The following is a 12,434-nucleotide window of genomic DNA, read 5'->3' as shown; positions in this document are numbered from 1 at the left end:
TGAATTGCATAAATATAAAAAAGTAGACGTATCATCATCTTCTAGTGGTGATAACCTTTGTATTAGTATAATTATAATTATTATTATCTTGTCATTTTTAATTTTATAGAGGTTTTTAATATGAATAAAAAAAGTATCGGAAAATCAAAGCGTCCCATATTCATTCCAGATAGAGAAAATATTGGCGTAATAGAAAAAAATATTGAATTTGATTGGCATATGGGGATGAGCTCAGAAGTTAGAAGACGTTCTATACATAGCCTACATAATGAGGCGAAAAAATATGGCTATAAAAAAATATTAGAGGCTTCAAGTAAATCTGAACAAGAAATTGGTATTCAATTAAGTGCATTTTTTCTCAGAAATATCAAGGGATATCCTGTTGAAAATCTCTTCCAAAGTAGCAAGGTATTTGAAAATGGAGGGCCATACAGAGATTTGTTGACAGTTACACCAAGGGAAGCTAAAAAAGATCAAAGATTAAAAGAGAGTGGAAATCTCATTAATTTTACTTTTAATGGAAAAGATTACCCTCTTGAACCTAAAAGCTTATTTTATGATTGGCTATATCTTAATGTTTTATTTTCTGATAGAAATGTAGAGTTAAGGGATTCATTATTTGATCAAAAATTTGATGCTTTTACAGATATTGAATTTAATCCCGGTAAGTCCTTTAGTTGCCAAGCGAGAACGTTAGCTTTATGCGTTTCTCTTTATGAAAATGAAAGCGTGAAAGATTTTATTCAAGATCCTATAGGTTTTTCAACAGAGTTTAAATTATACAGAGCAGGAAATTCTATTTCGGAAGAAAATAAGAACCTTACACTTTTTTAATTTTTACTATTAAAGATTTTATGTAAGTTTATAGTTCATTATAAAAGTGAGAGTTTTCCATTTTAAATGTGAGTTAGAAAATCAGTCTAAATTAAAAAAGAAGCTCTCATATTTTATAATTTAATTTGTAGAAATTATTTCTCTTAATTTTCTAATGTGTTAATAAGATTTTCATCAAAATCTAAAAATAATTCAAGAAAGTTTAAATCCGCTTTAGGTTTAAAAGGGCGTAAAATAGCATCACCATTTTTACCTTGTAGAACCTCTATTGTATCCAGATCTAAACGAAAGCTTGAAGGAATTTGTACTGCTTGGCTATTTCCACTTTTAAATTGAGAACCAATTAATCCCCTACAAAGAAGATTGGCATTTCGATAGTTATTTTGATTAGTCAAAAAATAAGGCTAACTGAAAAGTTAGCCTTTGGTGTTACAATAAATCACATCTTCTCAACAGTCTTAATCCCCAACAGATCCAACCCTTGTTTTAAGGTTTTCTCTGTCAGCAATGCCAATTTCAAACGGCTGAGTTTAATGCTTTCATCTTCATTGTTAAGAATTGGGCAATGTTCGTAGAAACTGGAGAACACGCCAGCCAATTCATAAAGATAGGCGCACAGAATATGTGGTGAGCCTTCTTTTGCCACTTGTTGGATTGCTTCTTCAAACTGGAGCAATTTAATGGCTAAAGCACGCTCTTTTTCATCGACCACTTTGATTGGCGCATCTGCAAGCTGTGCAGGGCTGATACCGGCTTTGTTGAAAATGGAACGAATACGCGTGTAAGCATATTGCATATAAGGCGCGGTGTTGCCTTCAAAGCTAAGCATATTATCCCAATCGAACACATAATCCGTGGTGCGATTTTTGGATAAATCCGCATATTTCACTGAACCAATTCCCACCGCTTCGACCACGGCGGCTTTTTCTTCTGGAGAAAGTGCGGTGCTTTTTTCGCTAATTAATTTATCCGCGCGTTCGATGGCTTCATCAAGAAGATCGGCTAATTTTACTGTGCCACCGCTGCGTGTTTTGAACGGTTTACCATCTTTACCAAGCATCATTCCAAAGTTTTTATGCTCTAATTGGAAGCTCTCTGGCACATAACCTGCTTTGCTAGTAATCAACCACGCTTGTTGCATATGCTGGCTTTGACGAGTATCCGAGAACACTAATACGCGATCGGCTTTTAAGGTTTCATAACGATATTTGGCGGCAGCGATGTCTGTGGTGGTGTATAAAAATCCACCATCTTTTTTTTGCACGATCACGCCCATTGGATCGCCATCTTTGTTTTTAAACTCATCAAGATAAACCACTAATGCACCATCATCTTCCACGGCCAATCCTTGCGCCTTTAAATCTTCCACAATGGCAGGGAGCATCGGGTTATACAGGCTTTCGCCCATCACATCTTTTTCTATTAAGGTAACGTTTAAGCGATCATAATTGCGTTGATTTTGTTGCATTGTAATATCAACCAATTTTTTCCACATTGCGCGGCAATATTCATCGCCACTTTGCAATTTCACTACATAACCGCGGGCTTTTTCAGCAAAGGCTTCATCGTTGTCGTAATGCTCTTTCGCAGCACGGTAAAAGGCTTCTAAATCGCTTAATTCCATTTCACTGGCGTGTTCATTTTCCATTTTTTCTAAATAGGCGATGAGCATACCGAATTGCGTTCCCCAGTCACCAACGTGGTTCGCACGGATCACGTTATGCCCTAAAAACTCAAGGGTGCGCACTACGGCATCACCAATAATGGTGGAACGCAAATGCCCAACGTGCATTTCTTTTGCTACATTAGGTGAAGAATAATCCGCCACGATGGTTTCTTTTTTGTCCGTGTGAATGCCAAGGTGATCGTCTTTTAATGCGGTTTGCACGTTATCCGCAAGCCAAGTTGGTGAAAGAAAAATATTAATAAAGCCAGGGCCTGCAATTTCAATTTTGTCGGCAATCGGGCTAAGGTCAAGATGTTCTAGCACTTTTTGCGCAAATTCACGGGGATTTAAACCTAATTTTTTCGCCGCCGCCATAATGCCGTTAGCTTGATAATCACCAAATTGTGGTTTGTTAGATTGGCGCACTAGGGCTTCGCATTGCTCATCAGCGCCTGCTTGGATCATCGCGTGCTTAATTTTGTCAGATAAAATGGATTGAATATTCACGGTTTATCCTTAATTTTTAATTGTGAAAATAAAATAATCCGCTATGATACCTTCTTTCTGAATTAAGACAAAGATAAAGCAAGAAAAAATGACAAGTGCGGTGCAAAATTTTTCATTTTTTGACAACCCTTTCTTTTCCTACGATGAGTTTGCCAAATTTGAGCAGCATATTTTACAGCTAGCAGAAAAAATGGCGTTGCCGTTGCAAGATTATGTGATTGATCATCTTGCTGTGCGAGTGAACAGCGAGCAATCTGCACAATGCTGGCTCAGTGAGTTATTAAAGTGCGGTAAAATTTTAAGCGATAATTTAGTCAATGGGCGAAAAATCTATCTTATTCAATTAGATACGCCATTAATGTTTGCCAATCAGCAAGTGCAAATCGTGGAATTACCGTTCCCGAAAAATAAACAATATCCACAAGAAGGTTGGGAACATATTGAAGCGGTTATGCCTTTTTTGCCTAAGGAAACAGCAAATGCGTGGATTGAACGGATAAATTCACATTTTTTATGGAACAAAATGACAGATGTGCGCGTCAAAGTGAGTGAACCTAAGGTAGAGGGGGAAACTCTCCCAAATCCTTCAATTGCGGTGAGTGGTGATAACGGCGCGTGCATTAAGGTGCATCCTTATCATATTAAGACGATTGTGGCGTCTTGATAAGGGAATAAAGATAATTAGTTAAATAAAGGTGTATTTCTTATGAAAAAAATGAGTTTAGCATTAGCGATTTTAATGAGCTTGGGCTTAGCAGGTTGCGCAAATCAGGATATTTACAGTGGAGATGTGTATTCTGGCGGACAAGCAAAAGAAGCGCGTTCAATCAGCTATGGCACAATCGTTTCTGTAAGAGCAGTGAAAATTCAAGCGGAAAATGAAGGCGTGATCGGTACAGTTGGTGGTGGTGTGCTTGGTGGTATCGCTGGTTCTGGCATCGGCGGCGGCACAGGTCAAGCTATTGCAACGGCTGTGGGCGCAATCGCGGGTGCGGTAATTGGTAGCAAAGTGGAAGAAAACGCAAGCCAAGTGAATGCACAAGAATTAGTGATCCGAAAAAATGATGGTAAGCAAATTGTTGTTGTACAAAAATACAACGAAAAATTTGTTCCGGGTGCAAAAGTTCAAATCGTAGGCGATTCAAAACTTAATGTATCGGTGATGTAATTTTTTCTTTTAACAAAGTGCGGTGATTTTTCACCGCATTTTTTATGCACTAAAAATGTGATCTAGCTCTCTAATCTCGTCAAACTCTGTTTACAATTCATTAACACTTCCATATCTTCTTTCAAGATGGTTGATTATTAACCGCATTCGTTTCTTTTTATACTATGCTATGGAGGTCTGATTTATGGATAGCGCAACGCTACTTCCTTTGGTGGGTATTCCCATTGTTGTAATTGGGTTTGCCTTACGTTTTAATCCCCTACTTGTGGTGGTTGCGGCAGGTTTAGCCACAGGTTTAATGGTGGGAATGGATTTTGGTTTGTTGCTAGAAACCTTCGGTGAAAAATTCATTAACAGCCGTTCTCTTGCCACATTTATCCTGATTTTGCCGGTTATTGGATTATTAGAATATTACGGCTTGAAAGAACGCGCTCAGGCTTGGGTGGCGAAAATGGCAAGTGTTACTTCAGCACGTATTTTAATGCTTTATTTTGTTATGCGTGAAGCCACCGCAGCATTAGGTTTGATGTCTTTAGGGGGACATGCGCAAACCGTTCGTCCTTTGCTTGCACCGATGACAGAAGGGGCAGCGGTCAATAAATATGGTGATTTACCACAACATATTCGCGATAAAATCAAAGCCCATTCCGCCGCCTGCGACAATATTGCCGTATTCTTTGGAGAAGATATTTTTATCGCCTTTGGTGCGGTATTGCTGATTGATGCTTTCTTGAAAGAAAACGGTATCACCAATGTAGAACCATTACACATTGGATTATGGGCAATTCCAACGGCGATTGCTGCATTAGTGATTCATATGTTCCGCCTCGTACGACTTGATGCCAGCATTCATCGTGATGTGTTGGCGTGGCAAGCGCAAGCAGGTAAAGTAACAGAGGAGGCGAGCAAATGACCTTAATCAGCATTAATTCCGTTTATTATTTAATTGGCATTATTGTGATGATGCTTGTGGTAATGACATTGCGCGATAAAGCAAATGCTAAACGATTTACCACCGCACTTTTCTGGTTCTTATTTGGTTGTATTTTCTTATTTAGCGATTTAATGATCGCAACCTTAGGAAAAGCCCTCACTTACCGCATTGTTGGCGCCGTTGTGATTGTTATTGCACTATTGGCTGGACTTGGCTTAGTGGGCAAAGGCGAATACCCAATGGCAACTGATGCGCAACGCGAAGCTTCATCAAATAAATTGAAAAACTGGTTATTCTTGCCCGCAGTGTTGATTCCTGTGGTTACAGTGATCGGAACGATCTTCCTGAAAGGCGTGTCCATCGGTGGCGTATTCTTGCTTGATCAAAAATATCTCACCCTCGCTGCATTATGCTTAGCTTGTATCACTGCGTTATTAGTCGGCTGGAAACTCACAGGCGGTTCGCCATTGCAAGCGGTCAGCCAATCCAGACGTTTGGTAGACACCATTGGCTGGGCAGCAATTTTACCGCAAATGTTAGCAATGCTAGGCGGCGTATTCGTGGCGGCAAACACGGGGGAATCGGTGCAAAAAGTGGTGAGCTTGTTTATCGATCCAAATAATCGTTTCTTACTCGTTGCCACTTATTGCTTAGGAATGGCGCTCTTCACAATGATTATGGGTAACGCCTTTGCTGCTTTCCCAGTGCTAAGTGCGGGGATTGCCCTGCCGTTTTTAGTGACGATGCACAATGCAGATCCAGCACCGCTGTTTGCGATTGGTATGTATGCGGGTTATTGCGGTACATTAATGACCCCAATGGCAGCAAACTTTAATATCGTGCCTGCCGCATTGTTAGAATTAAAAGATAAATATCAAGTGATCAAAGTGCAGATTCCTTCTGCGGTATCCATTTTGATTGCCAATATTATTCTGATGTATTTCATTATTTTTTAGGGAGCAAGTATGAAACTCACTCAACAACAGGCGGCTGAATTTGCCAATATGCCCTTGCAATTTTTACGTCAAGAATATCCAAATCATATAATGCACCTGCTTAATTCTGACGCCGATGTGCAATCACCGCGCCAGTTACACCCGATTTTTTACGGTTGTTTTGACTGGCATTCTGCGGTACACGGTTATTGGCTTTTATTACGCTGTGTAAAAATTTATCCTAATTTAGACAGCAAAGCGGAGATCGAAAAATTATTCGCCGAACATTTCACAGCGGAAAATGTAGCGCACGAGTTGGCTTATTTTCACGCACCATTCCGCGCGTCTTTTGAGCGTCCTTATGGTTATGCGTGGATCTTAGCGCTTGCCCAAGAGCTTAAACAATCCGACTTACCGCGGGCAGAACAGTGGTATGAATTATTGCAACCGCTCACCTTGGATATTCGCCAAAAATTACTCGATTATCTAGGTAAATTAAGCTATCCAATTCGTGTTGGAACGCATTTTAACACTGCCTTTGCACTGGTTTTGGCACTGGATTATGCAAGAGCAATGCAGGATCAAGAATTGGAAAATGCCATTTTACAGGCAACTGAACGTTATTATCGGCAAGATAAAAATTACCCTGCCAATTATGAACCCGCTGGGGACGATTATCTTTCAGGGGCATTAACGGAAGCCTTATTAATGAGTAAAGTGTTATCGGATTTTCCAGCTTGGTTTGCGGAGTTCTTGCCTGAACAACAGCTCAACACCTTGCTAAGTCCGGCAGAAGTGAGCGATCGAGCTGATCCAAAAATTGCCCATTTAGATGGCTTAAATTTGAGCCGTTCGTGGTGCTTCAAACATATCGCAAAAGCGCTACCTGCGGATCACGCCTTACAAACCGCACTTAAAAATGCCATTCAACAGCATCTTCAAGCAAGCTTAGATCACGTTGTCGGCAGCCATTACAGCGGTGCGCACTGGCTTGCAACCTTTGCTTTGTTGGCGTTGGAATAATCCATCACGTTGCTTTCGTTTAAAAAAGCAAACGATAAAAACTTGAGAAAAAATAACCGCACTTTGAGCGAACAGCCAACGTTGCGGTTTTCTTTTGATCAGAAATAAAATCCCCTTTTCTTTTTCTTAATTCTCCCCGCAATTTGGTATATGATAGGCATAAATTTTTATCGTAATCAAAAACGGATTTATGGCGAAACAATACCCCTCAAGCTCGAAAGATAAAAAAGTTGAGCAGATTAACATTCCTCCTCATTCCATTGAAGCAGAACAAGCGGTCATCGGCAGTATGTTGCTGACAGATGCCCACTGGGACGCCGTATCTGAACGCATTATTGCCGAAGATTTTTATACCTTTGAGCATCGTTTAATTTTTCAACATATAATGAATTTGATCCGCAACAATAAACCTGTGGATCTTTTAACCTTAGATGAAACCTTAAAAGCCGCTGGCGTGAGCGAAGAAGTGGGCGGTTTTGCCTATTTAGCCGAGCTTTCAAAAAATACGCCAAGTGCAGCGAACGTGCTGACTTATGCTGATATTGTGCGAGAAAAAGCGATTTTGCGTGAGCTGATTGCGTCCAGTAACAAAATTGCTGAAATGAGCTATCAAACCAAAGGGCGAGATGTTAAAGAAATTCTTGATGATGCCGAACGCGAAGTGTTTAGCATTGCGGAAAAGCGTACCACGGCGACCGAAGGGCCACAAAATATCATTGATATTTTAGATAAAACCATTGATAAAATTGAATTGCTAAGCGCGAGCGAAACCCATAACGGGGTAACAGGGGTAACCACAGGATTTATTGATTTAGACCGTAAAACAGCGGGCTTGCAGCCTTCGGATTTAATTATTGTCGCCGCACGCCCTTCTATGGGGAAAACCACCTTTGCGATGAACTTGTGTGAAAATGCCGCATTAGCCAGCGATAAACCTGTGTTAGTGTTCAGTTTAGAGATGCCATCAGAGCAAATTATGATGCGTTCCTTAGCCTCTCTTTCTCGCGTGGATCAAACGAAAATCCGCACAGGGCAAGGTTTAGATGAAGGGGATTGGGCGAAAATTGCCAGCACTTTAGGGGTGTTTAAACAAAAGCCAAATTTGTATATTGATGATTCTTCAGGCTTAACGCCAACCGAATTGCGTTCTCGTGCAAGACGAGTGTACCGCGAACACGGTGGCTTGAGCCTGATTATGGTGGATTATTTGCAGTTAATGCGTGCGCCAGCCTTTTCTGATAACCGTACCTTAGAAATTGCAGAAATTTCGCGTTCCTTAAAAGCCTTAGCCAAAGAGCTAGAAGTGCCAGTGATTGCCCTTTCTCAGCTTAACCGTACCTTGGAAAATCGCGCAGATAAACGCCCGGTAAACTCAGATTTGCGTGAATCAGGCTCCATTGAGCAAGATGCGGATTTGATTATGTTTATTTATCGTGATGAAGTGTATAACGATAATTCGGAAGAAAAAGGCATTGCGGAAATTATTATTGGTAAGCAACGTAATGGCCCAATTGGTAAAGTGCGGTTGAAATTTAACGGACAATTTTCCCGTTTTGACAACCTTAAAGATCAGCCAGAGTATATTCACGAGTAGGCATTATGATTGATGTAAAACCTGCAACAGCAAAAGTTAGTTCGCACGCATTAAAACATAACATCGAGGTGATCAAACAAAAAGCGCCAAATAGCAAAGTGATCGCGGTAGTAAAAGCCAATGCCTACGGACACGGCGTGGCGTTTGTGGCGTCCGTGTTGGAAGAATTGGTTGATTGCTTTGGTGTGGCGCGTTTAGAAGAAGCGCTGACCTTGCGTTCCAACGGCATTACCAAGCCCATTTTATTATTAGAAGGCTTTTTCCGTGCCAAAGATTTGCCGATTATCGCGGTGAATAATATCCAAACTATCGTGCATAACAAAGAGCAATTAGAAGCTTTACAGCAAGCTGACTTACCTAACCCAATTAAAGTCTGGCTTAAAATTGACACAGGAATGCATCGCCTTGGTGTTGCCTTAGATGAAGTGGAAGTATTTTGCCAAGCTCTTGAAAAATGTCCAAATATTGAACCGCACTTTGGTTTCGTCAGTCATTTTAGCCGTGCTGATGAATTAGAGTCTGATTACACGCAAAAACAACTTAACGCCTTTCTTCAAGCTACCGAAAACAGAGCAGGAGAGCGTAGCATTGCGGCATCAGGTGGCATTTTATTTTGGCACGAAGCGCATTTAGATTGGATTCGCCCCGGCATTATTTTATACGGCATTTCGCCGAACAATGTGCCAAGCCGAGAATACGGACTAATTCCTGTAATGACGCTAACTTCATCACTGATTGCGGTGCGCGATCATAAAAAAGGCGAACCTGTGGGCTATGGCGGAAAATGGGTGAGCGAACAAGACACCAAAATTGGCGTGGTCGCCATTGGCTATGGCGATGGCTATCCAAGAGATATGCCAATGGGAACGCCGGTTTATCTGAATGGCCGCCTTGTACCAATTGTGGGCAGAGTATCAATGGATATGCTCACCGTTGATCTTGGACAAGATAGCCAAGATCAAGTGGGCGATGAAGTGATCCTATGGGGTAAGGAATTACCTATTGAAGAAATCGCAGCAATAAGTGGCATTTTAAGTTATGAATTAATAACAAAACTCACCCCACGAGTTTTGACGGAATATGTTGATTAATTTTAATTAAACTTGATAAAAGGAAACCCAAATGAAAAACATCAACCCAACCACCACTAACGCGTGGAGAGCCTTGGAGCAACACAAAAGCAACCTAGGTGAAACTACGATCCAGCAATTATTTGCACAAGAACCCAATCGTTTTAAAGATTATTCCTTAACCTTTGATAACGAGATTTTGGTGGATTACTCAAAAAATAATCTCACCCAAGAAACCCTAGGGCTATTACGTCAATTAGCCGAAGAGTGTGGCTTGCAAGAAGCAACAGAAGCAATGTTCAAAGGGGAAAAAATTAACCGCACAGAAAACCGTGCCGTGTTACATACCGCATTGCGTAATCGCTCAAATACCCCTGTATTAGTGGACGGCAAAGATGTGATGCCAGAAGTGAATGCCGTGCTTGCCAAAATGAAATCTTTCTGCGACCGTGTGATTTCAGGCGAATGGAAAGGCTACACCGGCAAAGCTATTACTGATGTGATTAATATCGGTATCGGCGGTTCAGATTTAGGGCCTTATATGGTAACGGAAGCCCTACGCCCTTACAAAAATCATCTCACTATGCACTTTGTGTCTAACGTGGACGGCACGCATATTGCTGAAACTTTGAAAAAAGTGAACCCAGAAACCACCCTAGTGTTAGTGGCATCAAAAACTTTCACCACGCAAGAAACAATGACCAACGCAAATTCTGCCCGTGATTGGTTCTTAGCTAGTGCGAAAGATGAAGCGCATATTGCAAAACATTTCGCCGCACTTTCAACGAACGCAAAAGAAGTGGAAAAATTTGGCATTGATACCGCAAATATGTTTGAATTCTGGGATTGGGTTGGCGGACGCTATTCCTTATGGTCAGCTATCGGTTTATCTATCGCCCTTTCTATCGGCTTTGAAAACTTTGAAGCCTTGTTATCAGGCGCGCACGAAATGGATAAACATTTCCGCAATACACCACTGGCTGAAAATATCCCAGCAACTCTTGCCTTAGTGGGATTATGGAACACCAATTTCCTTGGCGCACAAACAGAAGCTATCTTGCCTTATGACCAATATTTACACCGTTTCGCCGCCTATTTCCAACAAGGCAATATGGAATCAAACGGAAAATATGTGGGACGTGATGGCAAAGTGGTGGATTACCAAACAGGCCCAATTATCTGGGGTGAACCAGGGACAAACGGACAACACGCGTTCTATCAATTAATTCACCAAGGTAAAATTTTAATTCCTTGTGATTTCATTGCTCCAGCGCAAACCCACAACCCACTTTCAGATCATCACCTGAAATTATTGTCTAACTTCTTCGCACAAACTGAAGCACTTGCTTTCGGTAAAAGCAAAGAAGAAGTGCAAGCAGAATTTGTCAAAGCGGGCAAATCCCTTGATGAGGTGAAAGACATCGTGCCATTTAAAGTGTTCACAGGTAACAAACCAACCAACTCAATTCTATTGCAAAAAATCACCCCATTTAGCTTGGGCGCACTCATTGCAATGTACGAACACAAAATCTTCACCCAAGGTGTGATTTTCAACATTTTCAGCTTTGACCAATGGGGCGTAGAGCTTGGTAAACAGCTCGCCAACCGCATTTTACCAGAGCTTGAAAACAACAACGAAATCACCAGCCACGACAGCTCAACCAACGGTTTAATCAACCAATACAAAGCGTGGTGTTAATTCATCGTTAGATTGCAAAACAAAAGTGCGGTGAAAAATTGCGGTATTATGTAGCAGCCGCACAAAGCCGAAAATAAATATTGAGATAGAAAGCCTTTTTATCAAAGAAAAGGCTTTTCTTTGTTCCTAATCGTTATATAATCCATACCTCAATAACTTATCACTTTTAGATTGATTACCTTATATCAAAAGGGTAACAGTATGTGTGTAACTGTAGCTATATAATTATTTAAGTGATGTAACATAAAAGTACAATTTAATTTTAATAATGAAAGCAGAATATATAAAATCTCCAATGAATTACATGGGAGGAAAATTTAAACTTCTTAAACAAATAACACCATTATTTCCCAAAGGAATCGATACATTTGTAGATCTTTTTGCTGGAGGAGTTAATGTCGGCATAAATGTACCTTCAAAAAAGTTAATAATAAATGATAATTTAACTTATCTAATAGAGTTATATAGATACTTTAAATTAAATAGTAAAGAATACATATTGGAATATATAGAGAAAAGAATTTTAGAATTTGATTTATCAAAAGAAAACCAAGAAGGCTATTTGAGATTAAGAAAAGAATATAATAATAAAAAAAGACCATTAGATTTATTTGTATTGACTGCTTATTCATTTAATCATCAAATACGATTCAATAATTCTCATGAATTTAACACTCCATTCGGTAAAAACCGAAGTAGTTACAATGAGAAAATGAGAGGAAATTTGATTAGTTTTATTGATTCATTACATAAAAAAGAGGTGGAAATATATAATCTTTCTTTTGAGAGTTTTAATTATGAAATTTTAAGTTATGATGACCTTGTTTATTGTGATCCCCCATATTTAGTTACTACAGGGACTTATAATGATGGAAGGCGAGGATTCAAAGGTTGGGGGGAAAAGGAAGATATTGAATTATTAAATATTCTAGATAACTTAAATGAAAGAAATATTAAATTTTCCTTATCCAATGTTTTAGAACACAAAGGTAAATCTAATTATA

The 12,434-nt window shown here is 39.9% G+C and carries 12 protein-coding genes; 10 read left to right on the top strand and 2 right to left on the bottom strand.

What is annotated here, in order from left to right; translation table 11 throughout:
* The first annotated feature begins 120 nt into the window (after nucleotides 1-120).
* Nucleotides 121-834, top strand: coding sequence for a DarT1-associated NADAR antitoxin family protein (locus tag ACLS0A_RS10570; RefSeq protein WP_416082677.1), 714 nt, complete (start codon nucleotides 121-123; stop codon nucleotides 832-834).
* A 143-nt stretch (nucleotides 835-977) separates the two neighbouring features.
* Here the strand turns inward: ACLS0A_RS10570 and ACLS0A_RS10565 are convergent, their stop codons facing one another.
* Nucleotides 978-1,229 carry an antitoxin gene (locus ACLS0A_RS10565; protein WP_416082676.1) on the bottom strand — a complete coding sequence of 84 codons (252 nt, stop codon included), beginning with the start codon at nucleotides 1,227-1,229 and terminating at the stop codon, nucleotides 978-980.
* A 44-nt stretch (nucleotides 1,230-1,273) separates the two neighbouring features.
* The gene (gene argS, locus ACLS0A_RS10560; protein WP_416082675.1) at nucleotides 1,274-3,007 is read right to left on the bottom strand and encodes an arginine--tRNA ligase; all 1,734 of its coding nucleotides are present in this window, start codon (nucleotides 3,005-3,007) and stop codon (nucleotides 1,274-1,276) included.
* An 88-nt stretch (nucleotides 3,008-3,095) separates the two neighbouring features.
* Between argS and ACLS0A_RS10555 the strand changes: the two genes are divergently transcribed.
* From ACLS0A_RS10555 to ACLS0A_RS10515, 9 genes are all read left to right on the top strand, one after another.
* Nucleotides 3,096-3,671, top strand: coding sequence for a VOC family protein (locus tag ACLS0A_RS10555; protein ID WP_416082674.1), 576 nt, complete (start codon nucleotides 3,096-3,098; stop codon nucleotides 3,669-3,671).
* A gap of 42 nt (nucleotides 3,672-3,713) precedes the next feature.
* The gene (locus ACLS0A_RS10550; RefSeq protein WP_416082673.1) at nucleotides 3,714-4,175 is read left to right on the top strand and encodes a glycine zipper 2TM domain-containing protein; all 462 of its coding nucleotides are present in this window, start codon (nucleotides 3,714-3,716) and stop codon (nucleotides 4,173-4,175) included.
* A 184-nt stretch (nucleotides 4,176-4,359) separates the two neighbouring features.
* On the top strand, nucleotides 4,360-5,088 hold the full coding sequence (locus tag ACLS0A_RS10545; RefSeq protein ID WP_416082672.1) for a DUF969 domain-containing protein: 729 nt from the start codon (nucleotides 4,360-4,362) through the stop codon (nucleotides 5,086-5,088).
* Nucleotides 5,085-6,065 (top strand): DUF979 domain-containing protein, encoded by a 981-nt coding sequence (locus tag ACLS0A_RS10540; RefSeq protein ID WP_416082671.1) that lies wholly within the window; start codon nucleotides 5,085-5,087, stop codon nucleotides 6,063-6,065. The genes ACLS0A_RS10545 and ACLS0A_RS10540 overlap by 4 nt, the downstream gene beginning before the upstream one ends.
* Nucleotides 6,066-6,074: 9 nt before the next feature.
* Entirely contained in the window at nucleotides 6,075-7,067 is a 993-nt protein-coding gene (locus ACLS0A_RS10535; RefSeq protein ID WP_416082670.1) for a DUF2891 domain-containing protein, read from the top strand.
* 190 nt (nucleotides 7,068-7,257) lie between these two features.
* Nucleotides 7,258-8,661, top strand: a complete 1,404-nt coding sequence (locus tag ACLS0A_RS10530; RefSeq protein ID WP_126372827.1) for a replicative DNA helicase — start codon at nucleotides 7,258-7,260, stop codon at nucleotides 8,659-8,661.
* A 5-nt stretch (nucleotides 8,662-8,666) separates the two neighbouring features.
* On the top strand, nucleotides 8,667-9,752 hold the full coding sequence (alr, locus tag ACLS0A_RS10525) for an alanine racemase (protein WP_416082669.1): 1,086 nt from the start codon (nucleotides 8,667-8,669) through the stop codon (nucleotides 9,750-9,752).
* Between the two features lie 31 nt (nucleotides 9,753-9,783).
* Nucleotides 9,784-11,430, top strand: coding sequence for a glucose-6-phosphate isomerase (gene pgi / locus ACLS0A_RS10520; RefSeq protein WP_416082668.1), 1,647 nt, complete (start codon nucleotides 9,784-9,786; stop codon nucleotides 11,428-11,430).
* Nucleotides 11,431-11,698: 268 nt separating this feature from the next.
* On the top strand, nucleotides 11,699-12,434 hold a 736-nt coding region (locus ACLS0A_RS10515; RefSeq protein ID WP_423111576.1), incomplete at its 3' end, for a DNA adenine methylase.

The organism is Avibacterium volantium, from assembly GCF_049366555.1.
GTDB lineage: Bacteria > Pseudomonadota > Gammaproteobacteria > Enterobacterales > Pasteurellaceae > Avibacterium > Avibacterium volantium_A.
Note: the sequence above shows the minus strand (reverse complement) of the source record. Positions and strands in the feature narration are given on the sequence as shown.